General features: G+C 43.9%; 11 protein-coding genes. 8 read left to right on the top strand and 3 right to left on the bottom strand.

Translation table 11 applies throughout. The features are described from left to right. Positions 1-64: 64 nt before the first annotated feature. The 8 genes from AC06MN_RS08595 (at position 65) to AC06MN_RS08560 (ending at position 13,635) form a co-directional block, all read left to right on the top strand. Positions 65-745, top strand: a complete 681-nt coding sequence (locus tag AC06MN_RS08595; RefSeq protein ID WP_475671956.1) for an ABC transporter ATP-binding protein — start codon at positions 65-67, stop codon at positions 743-745. 360 nt (positions 746-1,105) lie between these two features. Beyond that, positions 1,106-3,523 (top strand): ABC transporter permease, encoded by a 2,418-nt coding sequence (locus AC06MN_RS08590; RefSeq protein ID WP_475671955.1) that lies wholly within the window; start codon positions 1,106-1,108, stop codon positions 3,521-3,523. 125 nt (positions 3,524-3,648) lie between these two features. Then, the gene (locus tag AC06MN_RS08585) at positions 3,649-6,009 is read left to right on the top strand and encodes an ABC transporter permease (RefSeq protein WP_475671954.1); all 2,361 of its coding nucleotides are present in this window, start codon (positions 3,649-3,651) and stop codon (positions 6,007-6,009) included. Between the two features lie 315 nt (positions 6,010-6,324). Beyond that, the gene (locus AC06MN_RS08580) at positions 6,325-7,545 is read left to right on the top strand and encodes an ATP-binding protein (RefSeq protein WP_475671953.1); all 1,221 of its coding nucleotides are present in this window, start codon (positions 6,325-6,327) and stop codon (positions 7,543-7,545) included. A gap of 305 nt (positions 7,546-7,850) precedes the next feature. Further along, positions 7,851-9,365 (top strand): Fic family protein, encoded by a 1,515-nt coding sequence (locus AC06MN_RS08575; RefSeq protein ID WP_475671952.1) that lies wholly within the window; start codon positions 7,851-7,853, stop codon positions 9,363-9,365. Between the two features lie 15 nt (positions 9,366-9,380). After that, on the top strand, positions 9,381-10,712 hold the full coding sequence (locus AC06MN_RS08570) for a sigma-54-dependent transcriptional regulator (protein WP_475671951.1): 1,332 nt from the start codon (positions 9,381-9,383) through the stop codon (positions 10,710-10,712). Then, entirely contained in the window at positions 10,712-11,587 is an 876-nt protein-coding gene (locus AC06MN_RS08565; protein WP_475671950.1) for a sensor histidine kinase, read from the top strand. The genes AC06MN_RS08570 and AC06MN_RS08565 overlap by 1 nt, the downstream gene beginning before the upstream one ends. Before the next feature lie 707 nt (positions 11,588-12,294). Continuing rightward, positions 12,295-13,635 (top strand): ATP-binding protein, encoded by a 1,341-nt coding sequence (locus tag AC06MN_RS08560; protein ID WP_475671949.1) that lies wholly within the window; start codon positions 12,295-12,297, stop codon positions 13,633-13,635. A gap of 531 nt (positions 13,636-14,166) precedes the next feature. Here the strand turns inward: AC06MN_RS08560 and AC06MN_RS08555 are convergent. From AC06MN_RS08555 to AC06MN_RS08545, 3 genes are all read right to left on the bottom strand, one after another. Beyond that, the gene (locus AC06MN_RS08555) at positions 14,167-15,180 is read right to left on the bottom strand and encodes a hypothetical protein (RefSeq protein ID WP_475671948.1); all 1,014 of its coding nucleotides are present in this window, start codon (positions 15,178-15,180) and stop codon (positions 14,167-14,169) included. 620 nt (positions 15,181-15,800) lie between these two features. Continuing rightward, positions 15,801-17,666 carry a T9SS type A sorting domain-containing protein gene (locus tag AC06MN_RS08550; RefSeq protein ID WP_475671947.1) on the bottom strand — a complete coding sequence of 622 codons (1,866 nt, stop codon included), beginning with the start codon at positions 17,664-17,666 and terminating at the stop codon, positions 15,801-15,803. A gap of 33 nt (positions 17,667-17,699) precedes the next feature. After that, positions 17,700-18,404, bottom strand: coding sequence for a hypothetical protein (locus AC06MN_RS08545; RefSeq protein WP_475671946.1), 705 nt, complete (start codon positions 18,402-18,404; stop codon positions 17,700-17,702). Positions 18,405-19,090: the final 686 nt, after the last annotated feature.

Below are 19,090 nucleotides of genomic sequence, written 5' to 3'. Positions count from 1 at the left end.
CGAAGTCCCGCAGTCAAACAAACAATTCAACATATAAACAAATAACAAATAAACAACAATTATCATGATCAAAGTAACAAATCTTAGCAAAATCTTCCGCACGGAAGAAATCGAAACGACAGCCTTGAACGGCGTATCATTTGAAATCAAGGACGGCGAATTTGTCGCTATTATGGGGCCTTCGGGCTGCGGCAAATCAACGCTGCTCAACATCCTTGGCCTTTTGGACAACCCGACGGAAGGCTCTTACGAACTTTTAGGCGAGGAAGTCGGAAAACTCAAGGAAAAGGACCGCACCAAGTTCCGCAAGGGCAACATCGGTTTCGTGTTCCAGAGTTTCAACCTGATTGACGAACTCGATGTGTATGAGAACATCGAACTGCCTTTGCGTTACATGAACATCGGCGCCGCCGAGCGCAAGGAAAGGGTGGCCGAAATGATGAAACGCATGAGCATCACGCACCGTGCCAAGCATTTCCCGCAGCAGCTTTCAGGCGGTCAGCAGCAGCGTGTGGCCATTGCCCGAGCTTGCGTCAGCAACCCGAAACTGATTCTCGCCGACGAACCTACGGGCAACCTCGACTCGAAAAACGGCAGGGAGGTGATGAACCTGCTGAAAGAACTGAACGGCGAAGGCACCACCATCGTCATGGTGACGCACTCGCAAAAAGATGCCGCCATTGCCGACCGCATCATCAACCTGTTCGATGGACAGATTGTGAAGGATGTGGTTGATTTGCTGTGATTTTAAACCACAACCTGATATTTTCGGTTATGATTTTCAAAAGGATTTTTAGTTGGGATTTTGAGGGCAAAGCCCGACCATCAAAAATGAAATTCGTAGAAATATTTTATGGAAGATTTTTAGTTCGGATTTTTTGTCGTGATTTTTTCGAAATCTTGCGAAAAATCCAAACTAAAAATCCTACTAAAAATAGAGGAATTCATTCCATAACAAAGGTCGCTTCGCTCAAAATCTTCACTAAAAATCCTGCAAAAAATCCTTACTGATTTTGAATGGCTTGAAGGTTACGGAAACTACAAACACTATTATTTGTGCCATCTTGTATGGCTACTTATTTAAAATCCACAAAACACAACCATCATGATTATCAAGAATTTCATAACGACATTAAAACGCTTTACGGCTGCTTCGGTGCTGAATATCATCGGGCTGGCGGTGGCGTTTGCTACGGCGTATCTCATTCTTGTTCAGGTGCGCCACGATTTCACTTTCAACAAATCCGTCCCTGATGGCGAGCGTGTCTTTTATTTGGAAATGGACGGAGGAAGTTTTGGGACAGTATCAGGAAGTTATTTTTCTTTCTTATCTCGTCCCTTAGGCAATTCCATTTGCGAAGGCAATCCTGCCGTCGAGGATTTCGGCTTGATGCCCGCGTTAGGCAATCAAATGGTGAAATTCTGTCAAACTCCAGTACTCATTCAGAACGATGAAAATGATTCGTACGAAAATCTTAATGCGTATGCCGTTGATTTTGGTGTTTCTAATAATGCCGTAGAAATGTTAGGCGTGCAGCTGGTGAAAGGCAATTGGGGTAAAGCGGGAGATGCCTATGTCATTACGGAATCGGCTTCAAAGCGTTTGGGCTTGGATGTCGGTGATACTTTCTGCTTTGGCAATGAATGGGGGAAGAACCAGCGTTCAGTCGTAGCAATTGTCACCGATTTTCCAAAAAACAGCAATTGGGAATGTGTAGAGATGTTTAAGGATGTGGGTGATGCTTGGATTGACGACTATAGCGAATGGAGTTTTGCGCATCTCGTCAAATTACATTCCGCCGATGATGAACAGCAGTTCTTAGAAGTCGCAAAAGCAAAGGCAAAAGAATACTTTATGGAAGTTTATCATTACGATGAAGAAATAGCACGTAACCAAGCGGATAAATTCAGGCTTATTTCGGTTTACGACACCTATTTTGCCAACGATAGTCTGACAGGCAGCAAAGGCAGCCGCTCGACGACCAATGCGCTTTTGATGATTGCCATTTTAGTGATTGTCATTGCTTTCATCAATTTCGTCAATTTTTTCATGGCGATGGTGCCGCAGCGCATCCGTGGCGTGAACACGCATCGTGTTTATGGTTGCTCAATCGCCAGCATGAAACTGAATTTCGTTTTCGAGGCTGTCGGATTGGTGGTCATTGCCTTGCTTTTTGCTTTGCTTATCGTTCTTGTGCTTAAACATTCATTCATCGCAAGTTACATTTCCGTATCCATTGCGCTTGCCGACAATCTGCCGATGGTTGCTGCCGTCGTTGGCGCAGGTTTGTTTTTTGCCGTCATCGCTACACTTTATCCAGCGCATTACATCACATCGTTCCCTTTGGCCCTGACTTCAAAAGGCAATTATGGCGCGTCGAAATCGGGACAACGCCTGCGCATGACTTTGGTCGGCGTGCAGTTTGTCATTTCCATTGCGCTGATTATCAGTGCTTCGTTTGTAAAGTTGCAGCACGATTATCTGATGAATTATGATATGGGATTTGACAAGGAACAGCTGTTGACGGGAGAAATTCCGTCTCGTTTAGTCGTCAGTTTTGATGATAGGGAGACTTTTGCTTCAGAATTGAAAAAGAATCCGCAGATTTCTGATGTCGCTTTCGCCAACGGGAATTTCATTGCAGAACAACGCATGGGCTGGGGGCGCAACTTCAAAGAGACATCAATCTCTTTCCAGTGTTATCCGGTTTCCTATAACTTTTTGGATTTCATGAAGATGGAAATGGACGAAGGCTCCGATTTTTCAAAAGCCGACGAACTTGACACGATGGGCGTTTTCATCTTCAACGAAAAGGCAAGAGACCAATACGGAATGACCTTGGAAGACAAAGTTGAAGGACATAATGGCGAGACGCGCATTGCCGGATTTTGCAAGGATTTCAATTTCATGCCTTTGCAACACGAAACCGAACCGTTTGCCTTTTATATTTTCGGCCCGAATTCGTGGAAACTCCTTTCGCATGTCTATATCCGCACCGCATCAAATGCCAATATCAAGGAAGTTATTGATTATGTGAAAGATAAAATTGTCGAAATGTCGCCGAATATCAATCACGAAGGCCTTGATATAGATTTCTTCGACAAGGAATTGGGCCGTCAATACGAACAGGAGCAAAAACTTGCCACTTTGGTGACGGTCTTTTCCCTGATTTCCATTCTCATTTCGTTGATTGGCGTGTTTGGCTTGGTGCTTTTCGAGACGCAATACCGCCGCAAGGAAATCGGTTTGCGTCGTGTGCAAGGTGCCAGTATCAAGGACATCTTGCTCATGTTCAACCGCAAATTCATCTATATCGTCCTGATTTGCTTCGCGATAGCCGTCCCGATTGCCTATTTCGTCATCAGACGCTATTTCGAAGGCTTCGCCTATCACACGCGCCTGTATTGGTGGGTTTTCGTCATGGCGTTGTTGGTGGTTTTGGCCATTACGCTGGCCGTCGTCACCTTGCGTTCGCTGCGTGCCGCGACGGAAAATCCAGTGAAATCGATTCGGACGGAATGAGTCCATCTGGATTGTTTAACGGCAAGAAACACAAAGCATTCTGTTCATTCAATTTCACAATAATTTGTATTTTTGCATGAAATCATACAGAAAAACATTTCATAATTTGAAAAAACACTAAATAAATGAAAATTAGAGCAAACAATAGCGAAAGGCGTTTCGGACTGATAAATATTCTATGCTTAGTCATAGGAATTACTATTTCGGGATTGCTTTTCTTTTGGGTGGTGAATGAGCTTTCATACGACCATTTCAATAAGGATGGCGAGAGGATCTACAGATTGGTTTCCGTTGAAAGTACTACTGGCATAAGACAGCCTAATGTGGTCTGCCGACTTTATAAAGATCTTCCTGCTAAAATTCCTCAAATAGAGGATGGTTTGTCATTCTATTTGTGCAAGAATGAAGGTGAAAGTCCTTTTTCTATTCAAAATGTTGACGAAGATGAAGGTATTTTTGTTGACGCAATTGTTTCCACCAGTAATTTTTTCTCTTTTTTCTCATATCCTATAGTTGAAGGTTTTGAAAAAACGGATTTGGAACCAGGCCAGGTTGCTGTTTCCAAAGACATAGCGAACAGACTTTTCGGTAAGGAATCTGCGTTGGGGAAGTCAATTTCGGTCTTTCATATGGGCGATAAAACTGTGTCGGAAATAGTTTTGGTCGTAGATGTCCCTGCAAACACTCACTTGCCTTTTGACATTGTGGTGCCAAAAGATGCAAGAGAGATGAAAGTTTCAGACAATGCTACATTTGATGGATGTGTTTATGTCAAGACCTATCCTCATGCAAATTTTTCAACTGCTGAAGCTAATCGTTTGGCTCGTATTCAAATGACTGATTATGACCGTCATCGCTTCCTTGAATTCCAGCCATTGTACGATATTCATCTTCATTCCGACTTTGATGACCCTTACAGTACCAACAATGGTAAGTCGGCCTATGTTTGGATCATTATTGTTGGAATGGTCTTGATAATTGTTGTCATGGTGGTCAATTGTGCTACTCTGGATGTGTCGCGCATGATAAAGCACACAAAAGACATGGCTGTTAGGAAAGTATTTGGAGGAAACGATGTCGTCATATTGGCAGAAAGTGCAAAATCATCATTTTTAAATACTGCCTTTGCAATAGTGTTTTCTCTGCTTTTAATTTTTTTGTTGCTTCCTGTTTTTCAGTCTCTTATGCAATCAAAAATTCAGGTTGAAATAGGCTGGCCTGTGATTTGTTTCGTTTTCGGTTTGCTTGTGATACTTCCCCTGTCTACCGTTATGTTTCAGTACTATTGCCTTCATAGCGTCAGGCTTGCCGACATTCTGAAAAGCCGGATGCGTTTCAGCAAAGGCATCCGTTTTAGCAACGGTGTTTCTGTCTTTCAGGTTGCAGTGTCGGCTTTAATGGCTGTGTTCACATTTACTATCTTACTCCAGCTTTCTTTTATGCGAAATCATGAAGACGGCATCAATACAAGCGATATAGTATCTATCAATGCGCTCAATATCAGTAGTTATGAAGTTCCTTTAATCAAGGAGAAACTGCTTCAAGACCCAAGAATCGTAGAAGTCGGATTGTGTGAAGGAAGTGTGAAAGACATTAGAGGCTTTAGTTCAAATGTGTCATGGGAAGGAAAAGAGGAAGATGTGCCGTTTTATGTTTGGACTACAGATGCTTCTTTTATGAAAATGATAGGATTACAATTAATAGAAGGAAGGTTTCTTGATGAAAATCTGAACATTGATGATTATTTTGAAGGCTCTTACGCGGGAAATTGGGAATATGTGATTAATGAGACTGCCGCTGCAGCGATGGGAATGACAGCGCATGATGCAATTGGCAAACGAATTGAAACGTTTGCTGGCGAAGGCGGTATTGTTGGAGTTGTCAAAGATTTTAATTTCAGGGATTTACATGATGCCATCTTGCCTTTGGTTATGCTTTATTATCCTGAAAATCAGCCCAATGTAATGGTGAAAATTATGTCAGAAGAAAAAGAACAGACTTTGGCTTTCATAAAAGATGCTGTCGCTCCATATCTGTATACATCTTCCTTCGACTATCGTTTTGTGGATGACAAAAAGCCTTATCGGCAGGAATCTCAAATGGGAACACTTTCTATGATTTTCTTCATTGCAGCATTGTTGTTGTCGCTTACAGGCTTTGCTGCTATTATATCTTATCATATAAATCAGGAAGCGGCGAACATGGCCATACGTAAAGTGTATGGCGCGACGCCAACGCAAATAGGAGTGTATTATATCAATAGAAAACTAATGCTGTATGTTTTCCCGCTTTTTGCCGCAATTGTGTTGTCATGTTATGTTTCAATGCGGTGGCTTCGCAATTTTGCCTTCCATATTAGCGATTTTTCAATTGTAATTGTATCCTTATGTGTTTTGTTGGTCTTTGTGTTGCTATTGTCAGGAGTTACGCTGTTGAATGTGAACACTGTTGGTAAAAGGAAAATAGTCGATGTACTGCAAAAGTGATGGTTTGTGTATTAACCTTACGTTATTTGTCCCAAAAAGACGTTACGGCAACGTCTCATAAATAACGATACGATTGTAGAGACGTTTCATGAAACGTCTCTATAGTGATACGGCCCCAAAAACGATGCCAAGTGCCACAACGAAAATTGGCCAAATGCCACAACGAAAATCGGCCAAGTGCCATAACAAAATATTGTTAAATGTTTGATAATTAAAATAATTAGTGTAATTTTGCCGCCGAATAAAAATCAATAAAAAATGATTGCGTATAGACGGCGAATTGCAGATGTTTTGCTAAGTGAAAAATTAGAGGCGATGGGAGCAGTTTTGATAGAAGGTCCAAAGTATTGCGGCAAGACGACTACGGCTCTTCAGCAGGCCAAAAGCGTGTTGTTCATGGCTGATCCTGAGAAAAAGGAACAGAACATTACGCTTGTCACCACAAACATCAGCAAGCTGTTGAGTGGCGAAGTGCCGAGGCTGATTGACAAGTGGCAAATTGCGCCCAAACTTTGGGATGCTGTCCGTTTTGAGGTGGATAGACGCGGTGAAGATGGACAATTCATTTTGACAGGTTCGGCTGTTCCGCCATCCAATGACGACATTTTCCATACGGGAACAGGTCGTTTCGCCTGGCTTACCATGCGCACGATGAGCCTCTGGGAATCAGGCGATTCAAGTGGCGATGTGAGCCTTGCCGCACTCTTTAAAAATCCCTCGGTGGTTGACGGAAATTCTTCGGTTGACATCGACCGCCTCGCTTTTCTGATTTGCCGTGGCGGTTGGCCGCAAGCCACTCAGAAAAAAAGTGTCAGGGCGGCGCTTATGCAGGCAAAGGAATATTATAAGGCCGTTACACGCTCCGACATTTCGCGTGTCGATGGTGTTGCGCGTGATCCGCAACGCGCCGAGCGGCTGATGAAATCGTATGCACGGCTTCAGGGTGCGCAAACTCCTGTCGGAACTATTTTGGCCGATATGAAAGTGAATGATGAAGATACATTGAATGAGAATACTATCTATTCGTATATCAACGCTTTAAAGAAAATCTTCGTGATTGAAGATGTCCCTGCATGGAATCCGAATCTGCGTTCAAAAACGGCAATACGCACAAGCGACACGCGCTATTTCACCGACCCTTCCATTGCAACGGCATCTTTGGGTCTTGGCCCTGAAGACTTGTTGGATGATTTGGAGACCATGGGACTTATGTTTGAAACAATGTGTATCAGGGATTTGCGTGTTTATGCTGATGCTATTGATGGAACTGTCTATCATTATCGCGACAAGTCAGGGCTGGAGTGCGATGCCGTCATTCATAAGAGAAACGGAACATACGGATTGGTTGAAATTAAACTTGGCGGTGATGCAAACATCGGCGAAGGAGCGAAGAATCTGCTTCGATTATCTGAAAAAATTGACACGGAACGCATGAAAAAGCCGAGTTTTCTAATGATTCTCACTGGTGTCGGCGATTATGCCTACCGCAGAACCGATGGCGTTTTGGTCGTCCCAATCGGAAGTCTGAAAGATTGAAATGGCAGAAATAAAATAATGCCAAGTGCCACAACAAAAATCGGCCAAGTGCCATAACAAAAATTGGCCAACTACCACAATGAAATTGCGTTAAATATCAGATTATCAATAATATGATGATAAATAAAATGCGATGAATTTTATCTGTAAATTACACATATTTTTAATGGCAAACAGACCTAAAAATCATAGGATTTGCGTGTGTCATAGCAAAAACTTACGTGTAATTGCGCAGCAAAAACTTACGTGTAATTGCGCAGCGAAAAAATTAGTGTAATTTTGCAGCGTATTATAAACGAAACATCATGGCAACACCAGCAGAAAAACTCGCCCAGTCATTGTCGGTTCTGAGACAATTGCAGCAGGACAAAAAGACTTTCGTCGTCCGTTCTGCCGACATTTCCCGCACGCATCTTGAACGGCTTGAGGAAAATGGTTTCCTTACAAAAGTCATCAATGGATGGTACATTGCCTCTAATCCGTCGTCAAAAACAGGTGACACGACTGATTGGTACATATCATATAGGGATTTTGTGTCGACATATACGCGCGAAAAGTTAGGTGAAGACTGGAGTCTTTCCGTTGAGGCTTCTTTGGATGTTTCGACAGGCGATTGGACTATTTCGCCGCAAGTGATAGTGCGCTCGCCGAAATGCCAGAATACGCTTGTCAATCTGCTTTTCGGATGCAGTATTTTTTTCCTGAAAGCGGATTGCGCCTCAATGCCAGTCAAGGAATCGCGTTACGGTTTGAACGTGTATGGTATTCCCGAAGCGCTTGTGATGGCTTCTCCCGCTTTTTTCCAGAATGACACTATTACGGCGAGAACGGCCCTGGCCACCATCCGCGATGCTTCCGATGTCTTGCCGTTTCTTTTGGATAAAGGCCGCTCGGCGAAAGCAGGACGCCTGATAGGAGCATTCAACAATGTGCAAATGCCGATGGTCGCTAACGAAATCAAGACAACTATGGAAAAGTTGGGCTATGTGGTGCGCGAGGAAGACCCTTTTGCAGAAAAGATTGATTTTGTGCGTGATGTGTCGCCATACGCCACTCGTATCAGGCTGATGTGGCAAAATATGAGAAGCGATGTCTTATCTGTAAAACCAAAGGTTACTGTATTAATGGATGCGAAATCCTATTTGCTTGATGTTGATGAAAGATACAAGCAGGATGCCTATCATTCCCTCTCTATCGAAGGCTACAAAGTGACCGAAGAACTGATTGAAAAAGTCAGGACGGGGCAATGGAATCCGGAGAAAAACGAATCAGACAAAGAGAATAAAAACGCTCTTGCGGCAAGGGGCTATTGGCAAGCGTTTCAGGAAGTCAGAAAAAGCATTAAACGGATTCTTGAAGGGGAAAATGCAGGCGAAACTGTGGCAGAAGACCATAGGAACTGGTATCGTGAAATGTTTGCACCTTGCGTTATGGCTGGCATCATCAAACCTACTGACCTTGCTGGCTATCGCTCTGGACAAGTATACATTAAGAATTCCATGCACACGCCATTAAATCCGGAAGCCGTGAGAGATGCCATGCCGGTTTTGTTTGACTTGCTGAAAGCCGAAACGGATGCTTGGGTGCGGGCTGTGTTGGGGCATTTCATGTTCACGTTCATTCACCCTTATATGGACGGCAACGGGCGTATGGGGCGTTTCCTGATGAATGTCATGTTGGCTTCGGGCGGCTACCGATGGACAATCGTTCCGCAAAATGTCAGAAGTGAATATATGGCATCGTTGGAAAAAGCAAGTGTCAAAGGTGACATCGGCGATTTTGCGGCTTTATTAGCTAAACTTGTAAATGAAGGAATCTGAATAAATTAGTTGCTTATGAACAAAGGCAAAATCTTAGTAGTCGATGATAATCAGGGCATTCGCGCTGCACTGAAGCTGTTGCTGCCGCCGCATTTCGGGCAGGTGAAAATCATCGCTTCGCCCGCGACTTTGGTTTCCGAAATGGAGACCTTCAAGCCCGATGTTGTACTGCTCGACATGAATTTTTACTCCGACATCAACACGGGCAACGAGGGCCTTTTTTGGACGACGGAAATCAAGCGCATGGCATCGCAAACCGAAGTGGTGCTGTTTACGGCCTACGCCGACATTGCCTTGGCGGTTGAGGGAATGCGTCGCGGTGCTTTCGATTTCGTTGTGAAGCCTTGGGAAAACGAAAAGCTGCTTGCCACCTTGAACAATGCCTGCCAAAAGGCTTGCAAGGATTCTCCAAAACATAGAGTGTCAGACGAAAGCGTCGAAATGTTTTGGGGCGAAAGTCAGGCCATGCAAACCATCCGTCATCATGTCGGCAAGATTGCGCCAACTGATGCAACGGTCTTGATTACTGGCGAAAATGGCACGGGAAAGGATGTCCTAGCCAATGAAATCCATCGCTTGAGCAAAAGAAGCAACCGTCAGATGGTCTGTGTCGATGCCGGAGCCATCACCGAGACTTTGTTTGAAAGCGAACTCTTCGGCCATGTCAAAGGCGCGTTCACCGATGCCCATGCCGACCACATCGGCAAGTTTGAGCAAGCCAACGGCGGCACGCTTTTCCTCGACGAAATCGGCAACATTCCGCTGCATCTTCAAGCTAAGCTTTTGCGCGCCATACAAAACAGAAGCATTACGAAAGTCGGTGATAATAAGTTAGTTCCGATTGACATCCGCCTGATTTGCGCCACCAATATGAACCTTGAAAAAATGGTCAGGGAAGGCCGTTTCCGCGAGGAATTGTATTATCGCCTCAACACCATGCCGCTGCATCTGCCGCCGCTTCGTGAACGTAAAAGCGATATTTTGCCTTTGGCTGAAATCTTTATCAGGCAATTCAACGGAAAATACCATCGAAACATTGAAGGTTTGAGCGAATCGGGTAGGGAAGTGCTTGAAAACCAGCAGTGGAGCGGCAATATCCGTGAGTTGCAGAACTGCATCGAAAAAGCGGTTATCCTTGCCGAAAGCACTATGCTCACGCCAAACGATTTGAAAATCACATCGGTGTCAAAGTCAACCGAAACCCAGACGCAAACCTTGGAGGAAACGGAGGAAAAAGCCATCCGAGAGGCTATGGAAAGGCATAACGGCAATTTGACTTTGGTGGCGAAATCGCTGAATATCAGCCGACCGACCTTATACAACAAACTCAAAAAATACGGTATCTGATGCAAATATGGCTCGTGATATTGATTGTTTTCGCCAGTGTTGCGGTGACAGCCATCGCTACGGCCATCATCGTGCGGCGCAAAGACCGAAATAAGGTGGCGTATATGCTTGATGCTTTTGAGGATGACGAGATGAATTTCCGCTTTCAGGAAAATGGGAAATTCAACACCACGCTAAACCGAATGCGTTGGATATTAGAACGTAACCGCCAGCGCGACGAGCAGCAATCGTGGATAAAACTCATCCGTGTCCTGACGCACGAAATCATGAATACGGTCAGCCCGATAGCCTCCTTGAGCGAGGCTTTGAGCCGCTCCGTCGAGCATCCCGAAGAAACACAATTAGATGTGAAAACAGGTTTGAAAACGATTTCATCTTCATCGAAGGATTTAATCAGATTCGTTGAGTCGTATCGCGCCTTGGCGGGTGTGGCGCGACCCATTAAGAAAGCCATCATGCTTTCGGAATTGATGGAGAAAGTCATCAACCTGACTTCGGAACAATGCGCTGCTGCCAATGCAAAATGCACTTATACAGCACTTTCAGATGACATTATCCTTTATGCTGATGAAAGCCAGCTGTCGCAAATCATGGTGAATCTGATAAAGAACGCAGTGCAAGCCGGGGCAAGCCGAATTGAAATTGAAGCGTGCATCAATGCCGAGGAGCAGGTGCGTATCGTGGTCAGTAACAACGGCAAAGCCATCAGCCGCGAAAGTCAGGAACAGATTTTCGTACCTTTCTTCACTACTAAACCAAATGGTTCGGGCATCGGCCTCAGCATTTCGCGCCAAATCATGAACCTTCACAACGGCTCCATCGATTTGTTGGAAAGCACGCCGGAAAAGACCGTGTTCGAGCTGGTGTTTCGGTGATTTGATGATTTGGAAGCAAATCTTACAAAATAAGGTTGTTTTTTTATAATTACAGATTGGATTCTTTCGAACCGCAGATTTCGCAGATTTCGCTGATTTTCAATAAACTACAGATAATACAGATTGCGCAGAATTTTTGGATGCGCAAGCGCATAAATTAACACGGATTGGCTGACGCATGATGGATTTTGGACATAAATCTTTCAAAAATCTATCATAAATTTTTGCTTCCGTGCTGGAGAATGATGGTTGTTCCCTGAGCTTAGGTTGCTGAGCTTGTCGAAGCATCGAAGGGACAAGCCGTCTTGGGCTAATCGCCCCAAAAATTCTTCCATCCCTGTAGCTGGCATCGTCTTGACGATGACTATTATCGACAACCGTCCTCGCCTACGCGATAATGACGATGGTGGAGACAATGATAAAAAAAGATTTGTGTAAAGATTTATGTTAGATTTGTTTCCCTTTAAATTTACTCTAAAATTTACTCCGAATTTACTTTCTACCGCCTTGGCGGAACATTATTTTTCGAACCGCAGATTTCGCAGATCTTATTGACACAAGTTTTTTGGGGGAATCTGGCCATTAAATTGGAAATAATTGTATTTTTGCGTCTCATAAAAGTTGGAAAAACGGTAAAAATAGACCGAAAATAGGTTGGAAAAACGGCAGAATAAAGCAAAATACAGGATGAAAAAATGGCAAAGACAATGATTAAAAGGAAGATTTACAACTACTTGACAAATTTCTTCAAAGAAGAAAAGAAATCCTTGCTCGTTACTGGTGCTCGACAAGTCGGAAAGACCTTCGCCGTCAGGAAGATCGGCAAAGAATGTTTCGAGCAGTTTATTGAACTGAATTTTGTCGAACAACCGCAACTGAAAACCATTTTCGGCAAGCCCAACAGCGTAAGTGAAATTTTGTTGCGCCTATCTGCCTTTGCTAACAAGAAACTGATACCAGGCAAAACCCTGATTTTCTTTGACGAAGTTCAGGAATGTCCAGAAATCGTTACTGCCATAAAATTTCTCGTCGACGAAGGTAGCTACCGTTATGTAATGAGCGGTTCATTATTAGGTGTCGAATTGAACGACTTACGAAGTGTTCCTGTCGGTTACATGACCGAAAAAGAAATGTTTCCACTTGATTTTGAAGAATTTGCCTTTGCCGTGGGCATGAGCGATGAAGTGATGGCTCATCTGAATGAATGTTTCGTGCAGCACAAATGTGTCGATGAAGTGGTTCACAAAAAAATGCTGGAACTGGTTCGGCTTTATCTCGTGATTGGCGGGATGCCATCAGCAGTAATGAAATACCTGTCCACCAACAATTTGCAGCATGTACGCAATGAACAGGAAAGCATCATCCGAATGTATTATAAAGACATTGCTAAACACGACCCAGACAACAAACTCTACATCAAGGAAATTTTCGATACGGTTCCATCGGAACTGAATGCCAAAAACAAGCGGTTCATCATGAAAACGCTCAACCAAAATGCCAAATATGAGCGTTTCAAAAACAGTTTCATTTGGTTAGCTGATGCTGGTGTCGCCTTGCCGGTCTTCAATGTCGATGAACCACGCATCCCGTTGCGGCTTAATGAGCAGCGCAACCTTTTCAAACTATTTCTAAATGATGTAGGGCTTTTGGCCTGCTGTTATGCCTCTGAATTTCAACTGCAAATCATATCGGGAGAAACCAACATCAATTTCGGTGCCATTTTCGAGAATTTCATTGCCCAAGAGCTAAAGGCTCATGGCTATCCCCTTCACTATTTCAACAGCAAAAGTCAAGGCGAACTGGATTTTGTCATCGAACACGAAAACGAAGTCATTCCCATCGAGGTAAAGTCGGGGAAAGACTACAAACGACACAACGCATTAAGCAATGTGTTGGACAACAACGACTACAACATTCAAAGGAGCATCGTGTTTTCATCAGGCAACATGCAACAGTCGGGCAAAGTCAGCTATATGCCGGTTTACATGATCATGTATCTGAAACCAGCGGAAATACCGCAGCCGGTTTTCGTCTTTCAACCTATGTGAATTCTGGACGGCTTTTTTCCCGCTGATTACGCTGACTTCCGCAGAGATTTTTTCGAACCGCTGATTTCGCAGATTACACTGATTTTCAATAGACTGCTTTGAATCGAACACGGATTTAGTGGATTGACACGGAAATTTTAAATGCGCATCCTTCGACAAGCTCAGAGAGCGCAAGGAACCGCGCATAAATTAACACTGATTGGCTGACGCGAGATGTTTTTAGAAACAAATCTTTCATGAATCTATCATAAATATTTGCTTCCGCTTTTTGGACAGCGAAAACATAAGTTTGAGATTTCCGTCTGACGACAGGAATGGAGAAAGTTAGGGGTATCATAAAGGCGGCGGCGTGTGAGGTTCACATTAAACGTGATGATAGGCCGTCGCCGCTTCTTTATTAATCCCGAACTCTCCATTCCCGACCGCAGGGCGGGAATCCATATAAGTTTGAGGTTTTTAAAAACATAGATGTAAGACAAAATTTGTTTTAGATTTGTTCCCCTTTAAAAAATTCCTCCACACATCTCCGTTTCATTCTCCGCCAATGAACTTAAAGCCCCAGCCTTTTTCGACCAGTTCGGGAACGGTATTGCCAGCCAGACGCGCCCGCTGCTCCCTGAAACTGCGCGACGAAAACAAGCCAATGCCACCATCAATGGGGCTGTAGTCAAGTTGGTCTTGCATGTCGGTACCCGAAGCACCATTAACCATGTTATACTCCAGCATTTCGCGGCCTCCGGCACAGACATAGAAAGTGACAGGCCAATCGCTGATATAGCGTTTGATGCCAATCGGGACAGTATCAGCACCCAAAAACTCACGCAAATTGGCATAGAAAGTCCTCCAACTATAGTTGAGATAATACTTTCCATCCTTGAAATTCAACTCATTGGCATCATAAACACCCCAATCGCACGACATGGTGCGTGTGACGGTGTCGCCGTCATCGCCTCGCTGCTCTCCGAAAGAAAACTCCATAGTCACCTGATACATGGCTCCGTGTAAGGCCGGATAGAAAAACATTTTGCTCGGATAGGCTTCATCAGGAAACATCGAGAAATTGGCCGTCCGGCTCCAGACCGCAAAATCGCTGCCGCCCACCATTATGGTCTTGGCTTCCAAAGTCCAATCCTTGAAAGCGACAAGTAGCCGGTAGCTGTATTCGTGTTTGGCGGTGTTGCCATGCAGTTTTTCCGCCGTATAATACATCTTTTGCTTCGGCGAAGGGAAAACACCCGGCTCCTTGTTGCATTTGGTTATCGTGTCGAGGATAATTTCGCGCAACTTCTCACCATCGACGTATTCCACCAGACGCGCATCCAAACGCCCCGGATAGCTGGTTGAATCGGGAATAGCGGCATAATACATGGCATTTTCCGACAAAAAGGCACGCTTGATGAGAATGAAATTGGTGTCGGCGTCGGCATCCAAAAGGCCATAAATGACAGGGACTTCCTTGTAATCGGCAAACAAATCCACCTCGGGATGGCACGAAACAAGGAACAGAATTGAGGCAATAACTGATAGGAATGATATGTGACGCATAAGCAAAGTCAATTGAATTCGCGGCAAATATAGGGAATAATTTGCGATATGCAACATTTTTGAGCAACTACGGATTGGACGGATTGATTTTTTCAGAACCGCATATTTCGCAGATGACGCTGACGGGTAATAAACTACAGATTTACAGATTGAACGGATTGTTTTTTTCGAACCGCATATTTCGCAGATGACGCTGATTTTACACAGATTTAATTTTTAATGCGCAAGCGCATAAATTAACACGGATTGGCTGGCGAAAGAAAAAATTTACTCATAATTTACTCTAAAATTTACTCCGAATTTACTTTCTACCGCTTTGGCGGAACTTTATTTTTTGAACCGCTGATTTCACTGATTACGCTGATTGAATTTCAAATGCGCGTCCTTCGGCTTCGCTCAGGAACAGCGCATAAATTAACACAGATTTGACTGGCGCAAATATCATTCCTGCACAGCAATGAAGATTTGCGACAGATTTTTGTCAGATTTATGTCCGATAAAAATTTACTCCCAATTTACTCGTCAAATTTACTCCGTATTTACTTTCCCTACACAAAAAAAAGCGGAGCGCAAATTTGCGCCCCGCTTTCGTATCAGATTTACGTTATTACGTTTCAGGATTATTTAACGACAACGCGCTGAACAGTGCTGTTGCCATTGTTGTCGATGATGTTGAGGAAGTAGACACCTGCTTCAACATTCATATCAAGGACGTTAGAAGTGAGCTTCTGAACGCGAACCAACTGACCGGCAACATTGTAGATAGCCACGCTGTTGATGTTTTCACCTTCGATGGTGACCTGTGATGTTGTTGGGTTAGGATAGATGCTGTAAACGCTTGAGTTTTCATCAACGTTGACATCACCAACCTTGAGGGTGATAGGAAGGACAATCAAAGGATTTTCTGGGTCGTTGCTGTTGATGACGAGTGTTGCTTCGTATTCATCACCTTCGCTGAGACCGATTGAGTTGACAGACAGTCTGATTTCATCACTTGCGCCAGCCATAAGAGAACCGTCGGCCTTGTTGATGCTTGCCCAAGTTGCAGATACTGGGCTGCCCTGGCAGGTGATGCGGATGTGGAAGTTACCATAATCTTGTGAGAAGTTAGCTGAAGCCGAGTTGAAAGCGCCACCGCCCTTGGTGCGGTACATGTCGCCACCTTCGACGTGTGTGCCACCGTCGAAGCACATCGGATAACCGCCGATAGCCTGTGTGAATTCACAGGTAGCCCAAACATTGTAACCGGTCAGGTCGACTGGCTCGTCGAAAGTGACGGTGTTCCATTGGTTGTTGACAATCTGGTTGTAAGGCAGGACCTTTTCGGCAAGCACTGCGCCTGGCTGACCATAGAGGCCTTGGCCATAGATGCGGAATGTGAGAGGAGTGTTAGGCTCGATGCCGTTGCCACCTTCGGTGAATTCGACGATGAGATATTCAGCCTTGGTGATCTTGGTGCCCATGACAGCGCCAGCGTATGAAGCAGCTGAGAACATAGCGCCAACTTCAATCAGTTCTGGTTCTTCAATATTGAGGCCGACACCTGAAATGTTGTCACCGGTTTCGAGGTTAGGATCAATGTCGTAGTAGATTTGCTGTGTTGCAGAACCGCCTTGACCTTCGCCGAAGTCGATGTAAGCAATGTAGTCGCCGATTGAGTTACCATCGTTGCTGATAGTGAAGGCTTGAGAATCCATGTCGTCTTCTTCGAGTTCGAAATAGAAATCGTCAACGTCAACACTCATGAGTGGAGCTGATTCGCCGCTAAGCTTTGTGAAGCTGAAGTTATCAAGATAGTATTCTGATGTAGCGGCATTCTCTGGAGGGTAGAAGTCCATAGCTGAAAGGGTACGGCCAACGGTGTTTGCACCGAAGCTGTCCAAGCTCCACTGCCATGTGCAGACGAGAACTTCCGATTCGCCCGGAGCGGTGTAGTAGTATTCAGCCACATCGTTGTCGGTGTCGACATGGAGACGGAAGTGCATCCAAGCATCGTAAACGCAAGCAACGTCAGCGGTGCCGTTTGAACCGGCGTGGATGGTGCCGTGGCCCGGAGCTGAAGTTGAGGTCGAGCCATCGTTGGTCAGGTGGAGGTAGCACTGCATAGCCCATGTGCTGGCTGAACCAGCATAGTTGTGCAGGATGTTGAAGTAACCGTTCTTGCCCTGAGGAACAAGGATGTCGAACTCAAGGTCGTAGATGCCGTTTTCTTCGTTACCAAGGAGAAAAACAGCATCATTACGGTAGGTCAAATGCGCAGACTTTACACCATCTGACGCAAATTCGTCAGAAATGATAGGTTCTGTCGCAGGAGGATTGCTTGGCCATGATTCCCACCAATCGTTTCCAGCAGCGGCTGATTCGGTCATAAGGCCGTTGCCAACAGTGTACTCTTCAAAAGAGTCCCGAACTAGCACTTCTTGTGCCATCAGATTACCGCCAATCAGTAAGGCAGCAGTCATCAAAAGTAATGAAAATTTTCTCATTTTTAATTTTTTAAAGAATGTTAATGTTATTGATTATTGATAAAAGTTTACATAAAAAGTATTGGCCATACAAAATGCCATTTCGATACGTCCAAAACTCGAACTCATAGGATACATATGGGGGCGCTCTAAAGTATAAATACCATGAGAAAGATTGTAGAAAAGATTATAGTCAATATTAGGAATTGTACCGATATTATTATCAACGACAAGAGAACGCTGACCATTTGAAGCGCTAATTTGAACTTCTCCTGTAAAAACAACATTATAGTCTTTCTGATTGCTGTCAACACCTACATTAAAAAGCTCTGGGTCAACAACTTCATAGTAATATGAAGTAAACGGAGGAGCAAATGACGATTCTTTTAACCCAAAAGCATAAGACAAATCCGCTACATATATACCTAGTAAATTTGCACTTCTGTTTAGAAAGAATGTCAGATAAAAATTGTTGTAAATAGACCAAGACGATGGCACAACATAAATATCAACCATAGAATTGAGAGAAACACTATATGGTCCCCAAAGATTATCAAAGTCAAATATCATGCCGTAGTTTCTTGCCAACTCTTGAATCACCAAAACTGGATCAATACCTCGATTTGGAGTTTCTTTCATTTCAGTAATGTCATTACGTGAGCCTTCAAAAGAAGGTTTTTCTTCCTTTTTGCAGGAAGTAAGCATGACTGTGGCTAATGCTACAAAAGCCATCGTCAAAATGAGTAGTTTCTTTTTCATTCTATTAGGATTTAGTTAATTAATAAAATTGTTTGATTTGAGTATTTGGCTGCAAATATAAGAATAGAATTTAGATTGGAAAGAAATTTGGCGGATTTTTTTGATGGAGGTGATATTTTGAAGCCGCAGATTTTGTAGATTACACTGATTTTCAACAAACTACAGATTTTACGGATTGTACAGATTGATTTTTTCAGAACCGCAGATTTCGCTGATGACGCTGATTTTACGCAGATTGGATTTTTGGATGCGCAAGCGCATGAATTTCTACGGATTGGCTGGCGCAAGATGTTTTTAGAAACAAATCTTTCATAAATCTATCATAAATCCTTGCTTTCGTGCTGGAGAATGATGGCGGCAAGCCGCCGTGGGCTAATCGCCCCAAAATCCTTCCGCCCCTGTTGCTGGCATCGTCTTGACGATGACAGTTGTCGGGCGACCGATGAGGCGCACCGACATGGATTAAAAAAGGAAAGAACAAGAAAAAGATTTGTGTAAAGATTTATGTTAGATTTGTTTCCCTTTAGAAATTTACTCATAATTATTCGACAAATTTACTCCGCATTTACTTTCTCCCGTCTTGGCGGAATATGATTTTTTGAACCGCAGATTTCGCTGATGACGCTGATTTTACGCAGATTGGATTTTTGGATGCGCATCCTTCGACAAGCTCAGGAACCGCGCAT

This window comes from Candidatus Limimorpha sp. (assembly GCF_056203535.1).
The sequence above is the reverse complement of the archived record's forward strand: the minus strand, read 5'-3'. Positions and strand labels throughout refer to the sequence as shown.